The organism is Geofilum sp. OHC36d9, assembly GCF_052400685.1.
Taxonomy (GTDB): Bacteria; Bacteroidota; Bacteroidia; order Bacteroidales; family Marinilabiliaceae; genus CAZHHH01.
Window position 1 is genome coordinate 107,828 of the sequence record NZ_JBQTGJ010000011.1, and the last position, 20,134, is coordinate 127,961.

At 41.2% G+C, this 20,134-nt stretch carries 14 protein-coding genes; 3 read left to right on the plus strand and 11 right to left on the minus strand.

The genetic code is table 11. The features are described 5' to 3' along the window. Positions 1–5 precede the first annotated feature (5 nt). From ACT3CD_RS11905 to ACT3CD_RS11915, 3 genes are all read left to right on the plus strand, one after another. Positions 6–2,945, plus strand: coding sequence for a SusC/RagA family TonB-linked outer membrane protein (locus ACT3CD_RS11905; RefSeq protein WP_444645854.1), 2,940 nt, complete (start codon positions 6–8; stop codon positions 2,943–2,945). A gap of 114 nt (positions 2,946–3,059) precedes the next feature. Continuing rightward, positions 3,060–4,649, plus strand: coding sequence for a RagB/SusD family nutrient uptake outer membrane protein (locus tag ACT3CD_RS11910; protein WP_444645855.1), 1,590 nt, complete (start codon positions 3,060–3,062; stop codon positions 4,647–4,649). 20 nt (positions 4,650–4,669) lie between these two features. After that, positions 4,670–6,637: a DUF5114 domain-containing protein gene (locus ACT3CD_RS11915; RefSeq protein ID WP_444645856.1), complete on the plus strand. Its 1,968-nt coding sequence runs from the start codon at positions 4,670–4,672 to the stop codon at positions 6,635–6,637. Between the two features lie 206 nt (positions 6,638–6,843). Here the strand turns inward: ACT3CD_RS11915 and lepB are convergent, their stop codons facing one another. The 11 genes from lepB to ACT3CD_RS11970 all read right to left on the minus strand — a co-directional run bounded on the left by lepB (position 6,844) and on the right by ACT3CD_RS11970 (position 20,049). Further along, complete coding sequence (gene lepB / locus ACT3CD_RS11920) at positions 6,844–7,857, minus strand: signal peptidase I (protein ID WP_444645857.1); 1,014 nt, start codon at positions 7,855–7,857, stop codon at positions 6,844–6,846. Beyond that, positions 7,850–9,286 carry a S26 family signal peptidase gene (locus tag ACT3CD_RS11925; protein WP_444645858.1) on the minus strand — a complete coding sequence of 479 codons (1,437 nt, stop codon included), beginning with the start codon at positions 9,284–9,286 and terminating at the stop codon, positions 7,850–7,852. Before ACT3CD_RS11925 ends, lepB begins: the two co-directional genes overlap by 8 nt. 27 nt (positions 9,287–9,313) lie before the next feature. Next, complete coding sequence (gene dapB, locus ACT3CD_RS11930) at positions 9,314–10,030, minus strand: 4-hydroxy-tetrahydrodipicolinate reductase (RefSeq protein ID WP_444645859.1); 717 nt, start codon at positions 10,028–10,030, stop codon at positions 9,314–9,316. A gap of 478 nt (positions 10,031–10,508) precedes the next feature. Continuing rightward, positions 10,509–10,859, minus strand: a complete 351-nt coding sequence (gene rplT, locus ACT3CD_RS11935) for a 50S ribosomal protein L20 (RefSeq protein WP_444645860.1) — start codon at positions 10,857–10,859, stop codon at positions 10,509–10,511. Positions 10,860–10,956: 97 nt separating this feature from the next. Further along, positions 10,957–11,154, minus strand: coding sequence for a 50S ribosomal protein L35 (rpmI, locus tag ACT3CD_RS11940; protein WP_444645861.1), 198 nt, complete (start codon positions 11,152–11,154; stop codon positions 10,957–10,959). Between the two features lie 31 nt (positions 11,155–11,185). Next, on the minus strand, positions 11,186–11,749 hold the full coding sequence (gene infC, locus ACT3CD_RS11945; protein WP_444645862.1) for a translation initiation factor IF-3: 564 nt from the start codon (positions 11,747–11,749) through the stop codon (positions 11,186–11,188). Between the two features lie 136 nt (positions 11,750–11,885). Next, positions 11,886–13,817, minus strand: coding sequence for a threonine--tRNA ligase (gene thrS / locus ACT3CD_RS11950; RefSeq protein ID WP_444645863.1), 1,932 nt, complete (start codon positions 13,815–13,817; stop codon positions 11,886–11,888). Positions 13,818–13,996: 179 nt separating this feature from the next. Beyond that, a complete protein-coding gene (locus ACT3CD_RS11955) occupies positions 13,997–15,328 on the minus strand; it encodes a DEAD/DEAH box helicase (protein ID WP_444645864.1) in 1,332 nt (443 codons plus the stop codon). Between the two features lie 208 nt (positions 15,329–15,536). Next, positions 15,537–17,675 (minus strand): GDSL-type esterase/lipase family protein, encoded by a 2,139-nt coding sequence (locus tag ACT3CD_RS11960; RefSeq protein WP_444645865.1) that lies wholly within the window; start codon positions 17,673–17,675, stop codon positions 15,537–15,539. A 113-nt stretch (positions 17,676–17,788) separates the two neighbouring features. Further along, entirely contained in the window at positions 17,789–18,853 is a 1,065-nt protein-coding gene (locus tag ACT3CD_RS11965) for a mechanosensitive ion channel family protein (protein WP_444645866.1), read from the minus strand. A 260-nt stretch (positions 18,854–19,113) separates the two neighbouring features. After that, on the minus strand, positions 19,114–20,049 hold the full coding sequence (locus ACT3CD_RS11970; protein ID WP_444645867.1) for a ketopantoate reductase family protein: 936 nt from the start codon (positions 20,047–20,049) through the stop codon (positions 19,114–19,116). Positions 20,050–20,134 lie beyond the last annotated feature (85 nt).

Sequence of the window (20,134 nt, forward strand, 5' to 3'; positions counted from 1 at the left end):
TGTCTATGAAAAACAGGAATGTAAAATTGTTGAGCACCTGGCTTTTGATGTGGAGCTTTGGTTTTATTTTGGCGGCACAAGGACGTTTGGTCACAGGTAATGTGATCGACGGCGTTGATGGTGCTACGGTGCCTGGGGCTACAGTGATGGTTGATGGCACTCAGCGTGGAACGATTACCGATATGGATGGCAATTTCTCAATTGCTGCCGAAGTTGGTGAGACTCTGGTTGTATCGTATTTAGGGTATAAACAAGAACGTGTATTGGTCGACAATCGTTCTAATTACGTCATACGTCTTGTGACGGATGTGATTAGTTTTGATGAGGTTGTGGTGATAGGATATGGTATTCAGCGTAAGGGAGACCTTACCGGAGCTGTGTCCAGCGTAAACAGTAAAGATTTTAATAAGGGGGTAATCAGTTCTCCCGAACAGTTGATAAATGGCAAGGTGTCGGGGGTGCAGATCATGTCCAACAGTGGTTCGCCAACGGCCGGCAGTTCCATTCGTATTCGTGGTGGCGCCTCACTGAACGCCAGTAACGATCCGCTGATAGTCCTCGACGGTGTGCCCCTCGAAACGGGCGGTATTAGTGGTAACAGCAGTAATTTTCTGAGTCTGATCAATCCCAACGACATTGAAAGTATGACTGTTCTTAAGGATGCGTCATCTACGGCTATTTATGGTTCACGGGCTTCCAACGGCGTGATTCTTATATCAACGAAAAAGGGAACTGGCGGTCGGTTGCGAGTGGGGTTTAGCACAACCAATTCGGTGCAGGTGAAGACGAAATTGGCCGATATGTTATCGCGTAATGAATTTATCGATGTGGTCAATAGTGAAGGTTCTGATGAGCAGCGTGCATTGCTGGGTGACTATGACACCAATTGGAACGATGAAATTTATCAACTGGCATTGGGTACTGATAATAATTTAAGCTTTTCAGGGAAATATAAAAGTGTGCCCTTTCGCGTGTCAATGGGGTATTATAATCAGGATGGTATTGTAAAAACCGATAATGCGGAGCGTTGGACTGGCAACCTGTCTGTTTCGCCTTCTTTGCTTGACAACCATTTGAAGTTGACTCTGGGTTTAAAAGGATCTTTGAATAATAATCAGTTTGCTCAGACCAGCGCTATATGGGGGGCTGCCACCTATAATCCAACCATTCCTGTTTATTCGGGGGAGGATGCTTTTGGTGGTTATACCGAGGCCATTGATAGCGGAACTCCTGTTACACGAGCTGTTTTAAACCCGCTTGGAACTTTGGAACAGTATTCGTCAACCAGCACTGTTAAGCGGGTTATTGGTAATTTTGATGTCGATTATAAATTTCATGTTTTGCCTGAGCTGAAATTTCATGCCACTTTGGGCTATGATTATGCCACAGGCGAAGGTTCTGTTATTGTGCCTTTGGAGGCTGCGCAGTATTACACCTCCTCAGGTCGTAATTATTCCTATGGGCCGCAGGAAAAGGAGAATCAACTGTTAACAACCTATTTTAATTATAATAAGGATCTTGAAAATATTAACAGTACACTTGATGTTACTGCCGGATATGATTTCCAGTCATGGAAGAGTACTTCCGATGCTTATGAGGAATTAAATCAGGCTGGAGTATCTCAAAATTTAGTGGCAGCGACCGATCAGCGGCATACTTTATTATCGTATTACGGAAGGGTTAATTATTCATTTAATTCTAAGTACATGCTTACGGCGACCATTCGTCGCGACGGGACATCACGTTTTAGCGATGATAATCGTTGGGGAACTTTTCCCTCTGTGGCTTTGGGGTGGCGTCTGTCTGAGGAAAGTTTTTTGTCGGGCATGGAGGTTCTTAGTAATTTAAAATTGCGTGCCAGCTATGGCGTTACCGGCCAGCAGGAAGGTATTGGAAATTATAATTATTTGCCGGTCTATACCATTAGTCAGACCGGCGCTCAATATATTTTTGGCAATAACCCTGTTTATATTTACCGCCCTGAAGCTTATGTTGCCGGATTAACCTGGGAAACAACAAAATCTTTTAACTATGGTCTTGATCTGGGGTTCTTTGATAATAGAATTTCTGGTGCTTTCGAGTACTACACACGTAAGACGGAAGATTTGCTGGCAACGGTGCCTCCACCGGCCGGCACCAATTTTGATAAAACAATTTTGACCAATGTTGGCAATGTGGATAGTGAAGGTGTGGAATTGACCTTAAATGCGGTTCCCATCGATAATGAAAACTGGACCTGGGATTTAACTTTTAATGCCTCATGGCAATCGCAAACCATTAAGAATCTTTCGAATTTGCCCGGCACCCAAATTAGTAATACTTCTGCCGGAGCAGCTATTGATACCTATTATCTTCAAGTGCTAACCGAAGGGTATACGCCTTATATGTTCTATGTTTATCATCAGTTATACGATGAATCGGGTAAGCCAATTGAAGGTGCTTATGCCGATTTAGACCGGAATGGACTGATTAATTCTGATGATTTGTATCGTTATCACGCACCCACGCCAGATTACATTCTGGGCTTCAGTACTTCTGTCAGGTATAAAGACTGGACGCTTAGTACCAGTTTACGTGCCAATATCGGTAATTATGTGTATAACGGAATGGCGATGAATGCTGGTGCCTTTGGAACCATGTCGTACAATGCCAAACAACTCAATAATTTGCATTCCAGCTATCTGGAAACGGGATTTCAAGCCCGACAGTTTCTGTCTGATTATTATGTCGAAAACGCTTCTTTCCTGAAAATGGATAATCTGATACTGAATTACAATTTTGGAAAAATCCCGGGACTCAGAAATTTGAATGCTTCGGCCATGGTCCAGAATGTTTTTACCATTACTAAATATTCAGGTGTCGACCCTGAGGTTCCGCAAGGTCTGGATGTTTCTTTTTATCCTCGTCCCCGTATTTTTTCATTAAGTCTGGGAGTTGAATTTTAAGTTTAATAATTAATTTTTAGGAAGATGAAACGAGCCATGGAAATTATTTCACACACAGTAGTATGATTAATTCCGGCGAGTTCCATGTAACCTTAAAAATCAAAATATAAACACATGGAAAAGTTATTATATATATGGATACTGGCCATTGTGACCGGATTCACAGCTTGTACCGAGCAACTGGATCAATATCCGGAGATTGAGGATACGTCTGAGTCCGTTTATTCAAATCCGGCCAATTATTTATCCGTTCTGGGTAAGTGCTATGCCTCTTTTGTGATTGCAGGGCAGGAAAAAGGAGGCGGTAACGTCGATTTGAGTAGCAATAATGGCTTTGATTACATGCGTAATTATTTAAACCTGCAAGAGGTAGGAACCGATGAAATTGGTTATACCTGGGTGGAAGGGGATAATTTAACGGCCTTGTCTTATCTGAGCTGGGATGCCAACGATCCTTTTTTAACGGATATGTATTATCGAATTTATTATACGATTTCTTTGTGTAATGAATTTATTAAGAATAGCACCGATGAGGCTATTGCATCTTTTACGAGGGCTGAGCAAGATGAGATTGTAAGCTACAGGGCTGAGGCCCGTTTTTTAAGAGCTTTGGCCTATTATCACGCTTTGGATCTTTATCATGATGTTGCATTTGCCGATGAATCGATTATTGGTGAAGAAGTCCTTCCGGAGAGATGGGAGTCTGTGAAAATCTTTAATTATATCGAGAAAGAGCTCCTTGAATGTAGCATTGACATGCCCACTGCCGATAATTGTGAGTATGGTCATGCGCCGCAGGCTGCTGCCTGGATGTTATTGGCGAGGTTATATCTGAACGCTCCGGTTTATGAAGCCGGCGATTATTATAGCCAGTGTAAGATTTATAGCCAGAAAGTGATTGACGAAGGTTATGTGCTTGAATCGGACTACGCCAGTCTCTTTAATGCCGATAACGATTTGAGAACAGGTAAAGGACATGAAATCATTTTTCCCTTAGTGGTTGATAGCCGGTATGTCGTTTCATGGGGGGCTTCTACCTATATGGTTTGTGGGTCTGTTGATTCTGATTATGGGCCGTCTCCTAATAATCAGGGGGTGGATACTCCCTGGAACAGCTTTCGGATGAAAGGTGAGCTGACATCTCTTTTCGATATGGAGAACGATAGCCGTGCTCTGTTTTTTGTGGGAAGTCAAAGCCAGTATATGGATGGTGGTGTGGCTGATCGTACGGGTGGTTACTTATCCTACAAATGGAGTAATCTTAAAGACGATGGTTCTGTTGCGTCGCTCGCCAGCAACGATGGCGTGGATACTGATTTCCCTCTGTTTCGTCTGGCCGATGCTTATCTGATGTACGCCGAGGCTGCGGCCCGCAGTAATACCGATTTGAGTATTGCCCTGAACTATGTCAACACACTGCGTAACAAACGAAACCTATCAGCTGTTGCGGAATCTGATTTAGTGGCCACTGTAGATGCCATTCCGTATAAATTTTTTCTCGATGAACGCGGTCGTGAATTTTATCTGGAAGGATTGCGTCGTACCGATTTAATTCGATTTAGTTGTTTTACTTCCAGCGATTATCTATGGCAATGGAAAGGCGGTGTTAAAGACGGAGCTGCTGTTGATGATAAATATAGTGTGTATCCAATTCCGGCTACCGAACTGATGGCTAATCCCAATTTATGGAATGAAAATTATTAATCCCTAATTTTAGTCTTACTATGAGATGTTTAAAATTATATATAAGTGTTCTGATGATGTCGTTAGTGGCATTATCATGCGAAGAAGACGGTGATAAATTTATCGTATCGGGATTTGGCGGCGCAGAATTTAGCGTAAGCCAGAATGATATTTTTTTAACGCAGTCGGCTGAAAATGATGTAGCCATCACTTTTTCATGGGATGGGAGCGATCTGACGTTGAATAACGATTCTGTTAAAGTCCCCGCTTCGCTGCCTATGGTTGTTATTGAGGGCTCTGCTTCGTCAGATTTTGAAACAATAATTGAGGTTAATCCTTCTTCAAATCCTTTTTCGCTGACGGTATTGGCATTAAATACCCTCGTTAAGAATATGGGACTTACGGCTGATATCAGTCAGCCTGTTTATTTTAGGGTCCGTTCTTCTTTAGGGAATAATATAGCACCGAAATACAGCGCTGTATCAACGGTTAATGTAACGCCCTATTCCATCGATATGTCAAAAGGTTTTATTCTGGATGTTAAAAAGGAAGATACAGGATTCTTTCTGTATTCGCCAAACAGCAATGGTGAATACAGCGGTTTTGTAAATGCCTCCTCCTGGTTGAATTGGTATATGAAAGAAGTCGATGGCACAATTTGGGGCAATATTGCTGATGATACTCAGGAATTTGTTTTGTCTGATGACGATGAAAACTGGAACTTTTGGTATCCAGGACAAGACGGTTGTTATTATACAACATTGAGTACTGTTGATAAGGTGTGGACGGCTACTTATATCTCTTCGTTAACGGCAACAGGCGATGTGACGGGCGAGTTATCTTTTGTGAAAGCCGATGTGTACTGGATGTTGTCGTTCACCACAAATATTGATAATGCAACATTTAGTGTTGCCGGTAATGCCGCGTTATACAATAAAGCCACCACCACCAGCGATGATGCCGCTATAGCAAAAACAATTGGTTTTATGCCGTCTGCCAATGGGGCACTCGATTTTAGTCTGGAAGGGCAAACCCTGAATTTTACCGTAGCTGAGGCCGGCGATTATACTTTAAAGTTATTCCTTGCCGATCCTACCAATCTGAACTACACCATAACATCAGGTGGAACAGTAATTGAAGAACCCATCAGTGAATTTCTCTATTTACCCGGCATTGATGATGGTATATCGGGGAGTTGGACCTTTGATAATTATCTCCGGTTATTAAATGATCTGGATTCTACTTTTGCCGGCGTTGTGAATGTTAATTCCCAATGGGGTTATAATATGGGGTTGGAAGCCGATAACTGGACGGATGTTTATACGATGGGGGAGGCTGAAGGGCAACTGGCGTTTCAGGGTAGTGAGAATATTGCTGCTCCGGCGCCGGGTCTTTACCTTATTAAAGCCGATCTCAAACAACTGACGTACAGCCATACGGAGGTTCAATCTTTGAGTTATTCCGGATTTAATGATAATTGGGATTTGATCAATATGACGCCGACTGATGTGGCGGGTGTCTATTCCGGTTCTGTGGCGTTAAGTTCCGTTTCAGAGTGGGGCGGAAAATTATATCTCAATGGCGAGTGGGATGATTTCTTTGGTGGACAGGGCGGACATCTTTCCTTTTTGTCTGATGGAATTACTGACGATGCCACCCTTCCTTTGGGAACTTACGATCTGTTGGCCAACCTGACTGAGCAATGGTATGCTTTTTTGGGGGACGAAATTTACATCACCGGATTGAATGATGTCTGGGATTTTTCAACCAATGTTCTTACCAGAACTGAAACAGGTGTTTATTCGGGGTCTGTGACCATTAACTCATTGTCGTCAGCCGGAATAACGATACAAATAGACCAGTCGTGGGAACGCTTCTTTGGAGGGTCTTTTGTTAAGCTATTGCCGGGAGGTGATAATATTACCGATGATCAGACGTTGGCCACTGGTAATTATAATGTCACGGTTGATTTAATACATCAGACTTGTGTTTTTACTTTGGTGGAATAGATTGGTGATGTTGGTTTATTGGCGGGGGCTTTTTTAAGCTTGTATTTTTATTGACATGGTAGTTTACCGTCTGGTTTATAGACATGCGACGAATGATAACATGGTTGTCTTTTAATTCGTGTCTATAGCCAGACTCTCTTTTAGTGTGTCGTCTTGATTTTTTGCAATCGTTATTGGCTCAGGCGTTTGCTAAATATTTTTGTCATTTACCCTGGCTGAACGACACCTACAATATGGTTTTCGGGTACCGGCCCCCAATAACGACTGTCAAACGAACGAGGTTGATTATCGCCGTGCACCCAGTAATAGTTCATCTTGAAAGTGTATTTACTGATGGGTATATTATTTTTAAAAAGATAATTGCCGATACGACAGATGTTTTCCTCTTCAAAAACATTGATAATTCGTTCGTAGAGCGCAAAGTTGTCGGGGGTAAGACGCATTGTCATGCCTTTTCGAGGTATCACAATTGGCCCCATATTATTGGCATTCCAGCGCCGTTGAGCACTGAAAGGGAATGCGTTTGGATCGTATATTCCTGGTCTGATGGTGAATTGTTTGAGCGGTCCATAGGTGTTCTGCAGCTGGCGTGCTTCTTCAACACTCAGTCTTATGGTCGTATTGAACACATCAATCTGGTGCAACGGGATGTCGCGACCCAGTTGCTTTGATATTTTTAAAAGTGTGATGGAATCGCCTGTCCATTCATAGGATTTTATGGTGCTCTCCGGTTCTTCAAATTTTTGTTGGTTAACCCACAAATGCCCCTCTTTTATGATTACAGTATCCCCCGGAAGTCCCACAATACGCTTAATCATTCGTGGTCGTTTATTTACACAAAGGATTTTGATTTGTCCCCATGCTTGCGTATTTACGCTGTCGGGAAGTCTGGATTGGCGTTTTAACAGATAGTAACTTTCGCCGGGCTTTTCGGTGAAGGCGGTATCAGCGTCGGGAAAGTTAAATACGATGATGTCATTTATAGCCAATTTTTGGCCCCAATTCAGGCGGAAGTATTGATTCGCATTGTTGGGATAAAACCGGGGACCTGGTCTGAGTTTGTTTACCCATACGTAATCCCCGGCTTTTATGGTGTTTTGCATTGATGAGGTTGGTACGGCCAGTAGTTCAAATCCATAACGGTATATTGAATCTGAAATAAGCAGCCCCAACCCAATCCAAAGAAGTACTTTTATATTTTTATTTATCTTTTTACTCACCACCTGTCACCACTTTGAAGAATCGGTTCCAGCGTATATTGGCCGGGAAACTTTTGTCCTTGTTCAATGAAAGCCATACGAGAATAGGACGACCAACAATGTGATCTTCAGGTACAAAACCCCAGTACCGGGAGTCTGCTGATTTATGACGGTTGTCGCCCATCATAAAGTAATAGTTCATTTTAAATGTATAGCTGTCGGCTATTTTTCCGTTGATGTAAATGGTTTGCCCCTTAACTTCCAGCTGGTTACCCTCATAAGCGGTGATGATGCGATCATAAAGTAAAATATTATCCATATTAAGCTTTACGGTAGCACCTTTTTGTGGAATCCACAATGGCCCATAATTATCGCGGCTCCAGTTGTAATTTTCGCTGTAGGGGAAAACGAGCTCACGGGAGTCAACCGGTTTTTGTTCATCAATCTGGACCGATTCAATGAATTTATAACCTTTTATTTTATCGGCTTTATCGGCGGTTAATGGGAGCAGATAATGCGGTCCAATACCACCCTGCATTTGATCCTCCGACGAAATCTCCAATCGATCGAAGAAGCGCTGATTGAGCAGTGTGCCATCGGTAATAACATGGTAATTGTGTTGAACGCCCGGCTCGTTTTTCACCGCCTGTCCATCGATAAACACTTGATTGCTCCGGATTTCAAGCGTGTCGCCTGGCAGTGCTATACAACGTTTTACGTAGTTATCGCGACGATCCACAGGACGGTATAGTACCTCTCCAAATTGTTGTGGGTTGTTGTGTACTATTTTTCGGCCTATATCATTAACAAACTGACGGAAGGCATATTCAGAGTCAAAATTTTTATTTTGAATTAGTTCCGGGGTTCTGTTGATTTGGCTTAGCCCTAACTCTCGTATTGTGATGTAATAATCCGGATTGGTATAGAGAACCGGTACTGTATCGCCCGTGGGAAAATTGAACACCACAATGTCGTTATGCTCTACCTGTTTGAAGCCTTTTAAACGTTTGTAGCTCCAGGTGGGCCATTCGGTGTACGACCTGGTGTTGATTATTGGAAAGGTATTTTGTACCAACGGAAAAGCCAGAGGCGTGATGGGCATGCGGGGGCCATAACTCATCTTACTCACAAAGAGATGGTCACCTACCAGCATACTTTTTTCGAGTGATGACGTCGGTATTTTGTAATTCTGAAAGAAAAACAGATTAATGATATATACGGCAACTAAAGCAAAAAGTAACGCATCAATCCATTCAATCCATGCAGCCGGTTTACGCCCATCTTTGGTCTTTTTCCAAAAATTCCAGGGTACTTTTTTACTGATGTAGACATCAAAAATAATGAGCAACCCCGGAAGAAGCCAGTAGTTACCAATCCATATAACCATTAAAATATAAACCAGGGCTGCAAAGGCAAACCTGATGATACGGGCTTTTGGGATATTCTGCATAATTGTTTTTATTATTTTGCTTAATGCTTAAAATTTTAATAGGTCGCTCATTGTAAGGAAGCCTTTGTTTTTGCACGTAAATTCAGCGGCAAGCACAGCTCCCAGCGCAAATCCCTGTCGCGATTTTGCACTGTGATGAATGACAATTTCATCCACATCTGATTCGTATTTGACGGTATGAATTCCGGGTACTTCGTCTTTGCGAATGGCATCTATGCAGATTACGTCATCGGCCGATTGTTTTTCCAGCTCCCATTTTGTTTTTCGATCGATATTAGTAATGAGATCTTCGGCCAGTGTGATGGCAGTACCGCTGGGTGCATCTAATTTATGAATATGGTGTACCTCTGTCATACTAACTTCATAGTTGGGTTGTGCATTCATCAGACGCGATAACTGACGGTTTATCTCGAAGAAGATATTGACACCCACGCTATAATTAGAGGCATAAAAAAATGTTTGCCCTTTGTTGGCGCACCATTCTTTAATTTCAGACAATTTTTCTGTCCAGCCAGTGGTTCCTGCAACAACCGGCAGGTTGTGTTTAAAACACGTCATATAGTTGTCATAGGCTGCTTTAGGAATGGAAAATTCGATGGCTACATCGGCACTTTTGAATGCCGGGGAACTAAAATCTTCGCCGGTAGCAGGATCTATTCTGGCAACGATTTGGTGACCACGCGATTTAGCTATTTTTTCGATGATTTGACCCATTTTCCCGTATCCTATCAGTGCTATTTTCATATGTTTATAATTTGTTTGTTAAGGTCATATGGAACTCGCCTAGCTTAATCATCCCCCTGTGTGTGAATCAATTCCCATGGCTCGTTTCATATGTTTAAATTTATCTTTCAATGGTCATATGGAACTCTCGATGAATTTTAATCATTCTCCTGTGTGTATTTTAGAATGCTAAAATTCATGTTCGTTTCATATGATTATAATTTGTTTTTCAGTTGCCATATGGAACTCGCCGGAATAATCATTCACCTGTGTGAGAGATTACTCTCATGCTCGTTTCATCAGTGCTGTTTTTTATCAATAAAATAATATGCAGGCTGTATCTTTTAACAAAAACAATGCCTTTTTTATATTCAGACAAAGATATAAAAATGTATTGGTTTTTCCTGAAAGGGGTATGGGCATAAGGTTGTTCGAAGCAGGTAAAAAAAAACGTCCCAAACTCGAAAGCAGGGACGTTTTTGAAAATATTGTGATAAAACTATTTATTCATCGCTTTTTTGACAACAGCTTTAAACGCATCCGGATGGTTCACAGCCAAATCGGCTAATACTTTACGATTGATTTGGATGTTTTCTTTAGCCATCAGGCCCATAAGCTTGCTGTAGGAAATTCCTTCCATACGTGCCGCAGCGTTGATACGCTGAATCCACAAGGCGCGGAAATGGCCTTTTTTGCGTTTGCGGTCACGGTAAGCATACTGCTGACCTTTTTCCCAAGTGTTTTTGGCGACCGTCCAAACATTCTTTCTTCTACCAAAATAGCCTTTGGTAAGTTTTAAAATCTTTTTTCTTCTTGCTCTTGAAGCAACAGCATTTACTGATCTTGGCATGTTTTTACTGTTTTCGAATGGTTAGCGTTCCGCTTCGTTGGAATCTTTCAGCTAATTCATTCAGGTTACTTAAATAATTTGTTGTGAAAGAAATGAATTACTTCATTGCCAATAATAACTTAACGTTTTTTTCGTCAGTTTTATTAACAGTAGCAGAATAAGTCAGGTTTCTTTTCCTTTTGGTTGACTTTTTAGTCAAAATGTGGCTTTTAAAAGCGTGTTTACGCTTAATTTTTCCACTTCCGGTGATCGTGAAACGTTTTTTCGCGCCGGAATTAGTTTTCATTTTTGGCATTGTTCAATATATTTAGTTGATTAATGTGCAACTATTTTTTTGCCACCTTTTTGGGCGTAATGAACATTGTCATTCGTTTCCCTTCCAAACGCGGCAACTGTTCTACTTTTCCTAATTCTTCCAGATCCTGCGCAAATTTCAATAGCAAAATTTCTCCCTTTTCTTTGAATAGGATACTTCGGCCTTTGAAAAACACGTATGCTTTTACTTTTGCGCCTTCGTTAAGGAATTTGACGGCGTGCTTTAACTTAAAGTTATAGTCGTGCTCATCAGTGTTGGGGCCGAACCTGATTTCTTTAACGACAACCTGGACAGCTTTTGCTTTTAACTCTTTCTGCTTCTTCTTTTGCTGATACAGAAATTTTTGGTAATCTGTAATTCGGCAAACCGGCGGATCGGCCGTTGGAGATATTTCAACCAGATCAAGTTCTAACTGATCCGCTAATTTTAAAGCTTCCTGAGTTGAAAAAACACCAGGGCTTTCAATGTTGTCACCAACCAAACGGACTTGTGGCACACGTATTTGATGATTGATTCGGTGATTCATCTCATCTTTCTGGGGACCACCCATATTTCTTCTAGGTCTTATAGCCAAATTTATTTTTGTTTAATTATTAATTAATGAACTAAAATTCGCGTGTCAAATATAAAAAATCAACGGGATACAATTCAAATATCCCTTTGATTTTTATGTGTGATTTCAATTATTTTCTACGAATGGTTCAATGTTTTTAACTCTTAAGCATGTCTTCAACTTCTTTGTTTACTAGGCTGGCGAAGTCTTCGATAGACATAGTGCCCTGATCTCCTTCGCCTTGACGACGAACTGAAACCGTGTCGCTTTCTGCCTCTTTTTCACCAACAATTAACAGGAATGGAATACGTTTTAATTCATTGTCTCGTATCTTTTTACCTATTTTCTCGTTGCGGTCGTCTAAGACGGCGCGAATATCGGAATTATTAAGGAGATTTAAAACTTTTTCGGCGTATTCATTATATTTTTCGCTGATGGGTAATATAACTGCCTGATCGGGCGTTAGCCATAGCGGGAATTTACCGGCGGTGTGCTCAATCAACACTGCTACGAAGCGTTCCATACTGCCGAATGGTGCACGGTGGATCATAATAGGCCGGTGCGCTGAATTGTCCTGACCAATATATTCCAATCCAAACCGTTCGGGTAAATTGTAGTCAACCTGAATGGTTCCCAACTGCCATTTGCGACCGATGGCATCGCGTACCATGAAGTCTAATTTGGGGCCATAAAAAGCGGCTTCCCCTGTTTCAACCGTGGTATTTAAGCCTTTTTCCTGACAGGCTTCCACAATGGCGCGTTCGGCTTTTTCCCAATTTTCATCCGATCCTATATATTTTTCGGAATTGTTGGGGTCTCTTAATGATATTTGAGCGATGTAATCTTTAAAGTCAAGTGTCTTGAAAATGTAAAAGATGATGTCAATCACTTTTTTAAATTCATCTTTTAACTGATCCGGACGGCAAAATATGTGAGCATCGTCCTGAGTAAAGCCTCTGACTCTGGTCAGACCATGCAACTCACCACTTTGCTCATAACGGTACACGGTTCCAAATTCGGCATACCGAATTGGCAGGTCACGGTAGGAGTGGGGACGCGCCCTGTATATTTCACAGTGATGAGGGCAATTCATTGGTTTCAGGAGAAACTCTTCGCCTTCGGCCGGTGTGTGGATGGGCTGGAATGAGTCGGCTCCATATTTGGCATAGTGACCCGATGTTACATACAACTCTTTGTTACCGATGTGAGGTGTGATAACGGGTTGGTAACCATATTTGGTCTGAACTTTTTTGAGGAAAGTTTCCAAACGTTCACGCAGCATAGCGCCCCGCGGCATCCACAATGGTAATCCCAGCCCTACTTTTGAACTGAAAGTGAATAAATCCAGCTCTTTTCCGATTTTACGGTGGTCACGTTTTTGCGCTTCTTCCAGTTTTAACAGGTATTCTTCCAGCATTTTTTGCTTGGGGAAGGTGATACCATAAATCCGGGTCAGCTGTTTACGCTTTTCATCGCCACGCCAGTAGGCGCCAGCCAGACTTAATATTTTTATGGCTTTAATCGATTCGGTATTTGGTAAATGAGGACCCCGGCACAAATCAGTGAAGTTACCTTGTTTGTATAGAGTTATAGTACCATCCTCCAAATCATTTATCAGTTCCACTTTGTAGGGATCGTGACTGAAAAATTTTAGTGCTTCGTCTTTTGAAATATCGCGACGTACATAGTCATTTTTTTCGCGGGCCAATTCCAGCATTTTCTTTTCAATACGAGGAAGGTCTGTCTCCGAAATGGTTACATCACCCGGGTCTATATCATAGTAAAAGCCGTTTTCAATCGCCGGCCCAATGCCAAATTTAGTGTCCGGAAACAAGGCTTGTAACGCTTCGGCCATAAGGTGAGCCGACGAATGCCAAAATGCATGTTTTCCCTCTTCATCTTCCCATTTGTGAAGACGAATTGTGGCATCCTGTTTAATTTCGCGGTTTAAATCCCAAAGCTGATCATTTACGGTTATGCTAAGTACTTCTTTGGCAAGTCTGGGACTGATGCTTTTAGCTATTTCATATCCGGTTACGTTTTCGGGATATTCGCGTACGGATTGATCGGGCAATGTTATTTTTATCATCTCTTATCTTGTGTTTCTGATGTTTCGTAATCTTTTTTTAACGTGCAAAGATATACATTTTGAACCGGATGCAAAAAAGTGATTGTTGTAAGTTTTGCTTATTGAAAATTTTGATGGTTTTTCAATAATACCTTTCGCTATTTTTTTTGGCATATTGCCGTTAGCTTTGGTATAACGTTTTATTTCCGTTTCTGTCCTCTGGTTTTGGGCTTTCCGTATTTAGCTTTCATCTGGTCAGCACGCCTCACTTTTTTATTGGTCTTTTGATTGTGTGCTGCTTTTTTTTGAAATGCGGGGCCCGATTGCGACGCTTTAGGTGTTTTAATCAATACATTTTTCATTTTCACCTTATTCTTATCGAAATCAGTGATCAGATCAGAAATTTCCAGGTCTTCGGGTAGTTCAGAGTTAGGAATTTCCATATTCATCAATATTTCAATTTCCAGTCTTTTTTCTTCGTCGCGTGGTGTAATAAAGCTGATGGCATCACCATTTTCATCGGCACGGCCTGTACGGCCAATGCGGTGAATATAGGTCTCCGGGTCGTCCGGCAAGTCAAAATTGATGACGTGACTGACGTTTGAGATGTCTAAACCTCTTGAAACAAGGTCGGTGGCGATGAGGATGCGACGTTCGCCGCCCTGGAATTCGGTCACCATTCTGAAGCGGTAGTTTTGTGCTTTGCCCGAATGTATGAGGCCTATCTCTTCATTAAAAAGAGGTTCTAATTTTTCGAAAACATAATCGGCCATTTTTTTAGTGGCGCAGAATACCAATACACGCGTCATCTCTTCCTGACGGCCAAGCAACCATTCTAACAGATTCAGTTTGGTGGTGAAATTGGGTATAACATAGGCCTGCTGGGTGATGTTATCGAGGGGGGTGCCGGTGGCAGCGGCTTCCACTTTTTGGGGCGATGTAAAATAATTTTGAATAAGTGCTTCCACTTCCGGCGTTATGGTGGCTGAGAAGAGTAAATTTTGGCGTTTGGCGGGGATTATATCGAAAATTGACGATAGTTGAACGCGAAATCCTAAATCGAGCATTTCGTCAACTTCGTCGATAACCAATTTTTTTACGTTTCTGAGTGACACAAAGCCATCAAGTGCCAGGTCGCGCAAGCGGCCTGGAGTGGCTACTAAAACATCCATGCCATCAGCAATTTCCAGAGCCTGGGTTTTCATGTTAACGCCACCATACACGCCTTTGACTACCAGACTTTGATAGGTCGAAAGTTTCTCAACGACTTCCACAACCTGAACCACGAGTTCGCGGGTGGGAACCATAATGACAATTTGCGGTTCTTTGGTTTTTGTGTATTTCCACATGCGTAACAACGGCAGCAGATAGGCAATTGTTTTTCCGGTACCTGTCTGGGCGATACCCAAAACATCTTTACCTGACATGATGACTGAAAAGGCGCGCTCCTGTATTAGTGTAGGGGTGGTCATTCCCATGTCGGTGATGGCGTTTAGCAAAGGGGTATTTAAATTAAAATCCGCAAATGTCATAATGTTAAATTTTAGCGCTCAAAGTTACTCTTATTTCATCAACCTGAAAATGAAATGAAATAAGAGTCTTTGCGTGAAAAGGGTTGCGTTTTTGAAATGATGTTGTGTAAGGTTGTCAGACTGTTATAAATTGGGACACATTATAGGTTGTCTCTTTGTTTTAGAATGTCCGGTTATTATTTTCTGGGTTGGAGGTTCTCCAGTTTCACTATGGCAGAATTGATAACTCGTCATTTGTTATCCGCTCGATATATGGGCGCAAAGCATTACCCCAAATTTGATATCCCGCATCGTTTGGATGGCAGAAATCAAGCGTGACGTCTTTTGTTAGCACACCATCTGAAGTAAGCATTTGGGAACTAATATCCAGTAATGTGATATCATTTTTATCTGCAAATTTCTTTAGTATCTGATTGGTTTCATTTATTAATATTCGACGCGGGTTGTCAGGCATTTTTTCACGAGGCATTATTTGCATTAAAATAATTTTAGCTCTGGGAACTTTCGATCTTACGCGCATACAAACAGCCTGAATGCCTTCGACTATTTCAGAAGCCGTGTTCATGCGGGCATTTTTTGTTTCACTGGTATTATTGGTGCCGATGTGTATGATGACCAATTTTGGATCAAGGGCATCCAGTTCGCCTTGATCCAAACGCCACAAAACATTTTGGGTACGGTCCCATCCGAACCCTAAATTTAATACGCGATGGTGGCCAAATGTCGCATTCCATGACTCCGGGCCATTGGGCGTTCTGTCTGTTCCATCGAAATATTTTAAAGGGGGATAATTGCCACCCCAGAAATGTGTGATGGAGTTTCCTATTAATACGATTTCCGGATTTAGAGAATCTTTTACTTTAAGAACATCGTTGTGTCTTTCCCACCAGTCATAACTATCGTCTTCGAGCTTTGACGTTGGAATAATGGCTGTATTTGAGGGCTTTTTGTCGTTGCGTGGTTTATCTTGCATTAATTTGGAGAGCAACGGTTCCATGGCTTGTGCCCATAATTCGGCTCCTTTCGGATTTGGATGTAACCAGTCGGACATTAAATCATGGTTGATTGAACCATCAATATTAAGGAAGACATGGTTGACATCGCAATAAAAAATGTGTTCGTTATCGGCCAAATGAGAAACAATATCGGAAGCTCGTTCAAGTATTCTGCGATGCGATGTGGGGTTTGGACCGCCATAGCATCCCGGGAAACAACGAAGCAGGATGATTTTTGAATCGGGACATTTTTCCCTGAATATTGTCACTATTTTTTCTATTCCACCGGCCAGCTGATTCGCTGTATGACGCGTTGGATAATTTTTTTCATCAATATTATTGGTGCCGATTTCGAGAATGATCACTTTAGGTGATTGATTTTCCAGTTCTCCATTTTGAATATTCCAGATAAGGTTTTCGGTGCGATAACCAGAATAACCTAAGTTAATGGCATTGCGTGAACCAAAATATTTGTTCCATACTTTTTGATACTGCGGTTTTTCAAAGTTGTGCGTTATTGAGTTGCCTACAAACAGCAAATCGTATTTGTGATTTTTAAGCAGTTTTATTTTTTCGGCATGACGTTGCGGGTAATAACCTTCAACAGAAACAGCAGCGGGGTTAACCTTTTCTTTTGTGAAAATCATTTTTCCATTCAAAAATGATGTTAAAGCTTCAATATATTTTTCATTTAAAGAAGCTGGTTGTCGGTTATTCACTATTTCTGTACGAAAAGCGATACCGTCGTAGCCAATCCATGTTTTAGTATATTCATTAGCTGCTTTGGATGCTGTTTCGTTGAGGATGGTTGTGTCGATAATGCATAATAGTTCCGTTTTTGTGTTTAACGGTGGATTTATGACAGGAAAAACGGTGCCTTCTGTTGTTTTGCTGAAATTGGTGGGGTTAACCAGTATTAATTTGTCAGGACGTTCAGCTTCGTCTAATTCGTTTTCGGTTAGTGCAGCAAGTATGGCACCGTCACAAGAGCCAATTATACTGGTTATATTGGTATTGAGTTTTAGCCTTGTTTCTGATTTAATTAAGCGATACGCATTAATTGCATCGGCTAATTTGATGTTGTGGCCTTTTAATGTCGCAACCGAAAATTGCATTTCAGTAAACAGGGCCGTCAATGAATCGTTTTCACACCCATTACCTGGATAAAATACGATCGTTCCTGTTGATGGTTCAGGATGGGTTATTTGTAAATATGGCATTGCAATGTTGCTTGCATCATCTTTACTGAGAATTTGTCCATCGAGAGCAATGAACTGTTCCTTTTGTTGTTGACAGCTTATGATATAAGTTGAAAGAATGGCAAAACAAAGTACCCTAATTCTCAATTTCATTTTTTCTCAATTTTAATGGTATTTCTTTTTATTGGTTGGATTGACGCAAATTAACCGCGTGACTCAATTTCTGTTTTTGGGCGCATCTAACTGGCCTGGTTCAATGGATATGGCTAGACTGAGGAATCTTTATTTTTCTCAATTTGCGTTTCTATGTTTTTCTTGATTTGCTCTTTTAATGCCTCATTTCTTTTTATGATTGATTTTATTTTTTTTATCCCGATATCATCTTTTAGGTCCTTTAATTTTTCTTTTAAAGCGTCCTGTTTATTATCAATGACTTTGAGATAGTCTTTTTTTATTTCTATTTTTTCAGATTTTATGGCTTCATCAAAGATTAAATCTTCCGGGGATTTCTCATCACTTGAATCTTTTTTTTCCGCTACTTGGTTTGGAATGAAATTTTTTTCATCAACACGTCGTTGATTCATAAATGTTGGTGAAACAATTTCTATATTATTCTCATGAAGTTTATCCATTACATTTGCATTAAGAAGAGAACTAACGCTGAAAAATTTGCTGCTATCATCTAAAAATCCATGAATTTTATAGATCACGGAAAAATCACCTAAGTTTGTAATATAAACATAAGGGTCGGTCAGTCCGGTGGCAATCGCAGCGTCTTTTAGGGTCTCTTCAATTGTAACGCGGGATAAATCATATCCCAATGAAACAGAAGTTGAAATCACTGTATTCGATTTACGTGTTAGTTTTACCGGGTTATTTGCAATGTATAGGTTTGGAATAGTAATGAAATTACTGTCTTCGAGTTGTATCTCTGTGTGAAAAATGCTTTTTTTAATAACTCTTCCGTGAAAGTCTCCTATTTTTATAAGGTCTCCATTTCTAAAGCGATTCATTGAATTATTCATGATTCCGGCTATGAGATTACCGAGAACTGTTGTTGAGCTTAAAGCAATTCCGGCGCTGATAATAATACCCAGAAAGCTTAGTATTTGTCCCTTTAGCGATTTATCTATTGGCAGAACTAAAATAAATGCCAGTATGCCGACGAGGGTTAAAATAAATGAAATGGCGCCTTTGGTGATATTTCCGTTGGATGCTGTTGATTTTAGTTGTTTAAAGATCCATGAGTTTAAAACTAAAAGGATTGCAAAAGCAAACAATACAATTGTAGGTTCAATTATCGACTCAATTATTTTTATTGCATTTTCCATTTTTGTAATGCTTTGACCGGGTAGCCTTTGCGTTTAAAGTTAATTAAAAGCCCAATGGGCATTCTGTTAAATTATTTTTAAGACGACTGCGATTGGACGCTATCTGGTTGTATGATTAATTTTTATTTGACATAAATGTAGTCATTTGTTTGCATTTATTTGACGGGGCTTCCTGCCATTGGTTTTCCATGATTTAACGTGGAAGCAGCTTACGTAATTATTACTTTAATAGGCGAGTGATTATGGCCACGGTGCTGAATTTAATCTGTCGTTTTAAGTTTCCTGGCCTTGCGCTCTTTAATCAACAGGGAGTGGTAAATAAATTGATTGATTGGTGCTTTTATCCCGGCTTTTTGTGCCAGGCGAACAACGGTTCCATTTTGATATTCAATTTCCGAGGGTCTCCCTTCCCATACGTCGCGTGTCAGAGACGCTGTTGAGTTGAAGGGAAAGGCTTCGGTGGCAGCCATTATTTTATCTTCAAATCCAACAGGGATGTTTATGCCTAAGGCTCGCGCAACTTCGGCTACTTCAGCATACAGTTGATGTAAAATGGCATGGGTCTCCGGTTGTTGACAGACTTCGCCATAGGTGCCACCCGTAACAGCCAGCCAGCCGCTGGCGCAGATGGAGATGAATTTTTTCCATCGCTCGGCCTGTATGTCGTCCGCGATGAAGGCTTTAAATCCTGCTTTTTGAAGCGTCGTTTGAACCGGCACGAGACGTTCACTTTTGTGATTGTTGTATTCTCCAAAAATCAGGGTTGGTTCAACAGCCAGATGATTTATAACACCAGGTGCCTCAATTTTACTGATGATACGACATAAGCCTGACAGGACGTTTGCGTGGGGCAGTATTTCGCGTAACTCTTCGCTGGACATAACGCCGTTCTGAAGCGGTAATACCATGGTATCCTTACCAATAACCGGTAATAGTTGATGGGCTATGTCCTTTACTTGCCAGGCTTTGGTGGCAATGATAACCAGATCGGCCGGAGTTGTTTTGGCGATGGCATCGGTTGCCCGGACGGGATGAATGTGAAAATCGCCTTGTATACTTTTTACTGTTAGTCCGTCTTTTAGCAGTGCTTTGAGGTGTTGTCCACGTGCCACGAATGTGACATCATTACCGGCCTCGGCCAGCCGCCCGCCAAAATAGCCGCCTACGCCGCCTGTCCCTACAATGGTTATTTTCATATGTTTATAATTTATCTTTCAATGGTCATATGGAACTCTCGATGAATTTTAATCATTCTACTGTGTGTATTTTAGAATGCTAAAA

Excerpts from the sequence above, each read along its gene's own strand:
- ACT3CD_RS11905 (WP_444645854.1), top strand. The coding sequence starts at position 6 with ATGAAAAACAGGAATGTAAAATTGTTGAGCACCTGGCTTTTGATGTGG.
- ACT3CD_RS11910 (WP_444645855.1), top strand. The coding sequence starts at position 3,060 with ATGGAAAAGTTATTATATATATGGATACTGGCCATTGTGACCGGATTC.
- ACT3CD_RS11915 (WP_444645856.1), top strand. The coding sequence starts at position 4,670 with ATGAGATGTTTAAAATTATATATAAGTGTTCTGATGATGTCGTTAGTG.
- ACT3CD_RS11925 (WP_444645858.1), bottom strand. The coding sequence starts at position 9,286 with ATGCAGAATATCCCAAAAGCCCGTATCATCAGGTTTGCCTTTGCAGCC.
- dapB (WP_444645859.1), bottom strand. The coding sequence starts at position 10,030 with ATGAAAATAGCACTGATAGGATACGGGAAAATGGGTCAAATCATCGAA.
- rplT (WP_444645860.1), bottom strand. The coding sequence starts at position 10,859 with ATGCCAAGATCAGTAAATGCTGTTGCTTCAAGAGCAAGAAGAAAAAAG.
- rpmI (WP_444645861.1), bottom strand. The coding sequence starts at position 11,154 with ATGCCAAAAATGAAAACTAATTCCGGCGCGAAAAAACGTTTCACGATC.
- thrS (WP_444645863.1), bottom strand. The coding sequence starts at position 13,817 with ATGATAAAAATAACATTGCCCGATCAATCCGTACGCGAATATCCCGAA.
- ACT3CD_RS11955 (WP_444645864.1), bottom strand. The coding sequence starts at position 15,328 with ATGACATTTGCGGATTTTAATTTAAATACCCCTTTGCTAAACGCCATC.
- ACT3CD_RS11960 (WP_444645865.1), bottom strand. The coding sequence starts at position 17,675 with ATGAAATTGAGAATTAGGGTACTTTGTTTTGCCATTCTTTCAACTTAT.
- ACT3CD_RS11965 (WP_444645866.1), bottom strand. The coding sequence starts at position 18,853 with ATGGAAAATGCAATAAAAATAATTGAGTCGATAATTGAACCTACAATT.
- ACT3CD_RS11970 (WP_444645867.1), bottom strand. The coding sequence starts at position 20,049 with ATGAAAATAACCATTGTAGGGACAGGCGGCGTAGGCGGCTATTTTGGC.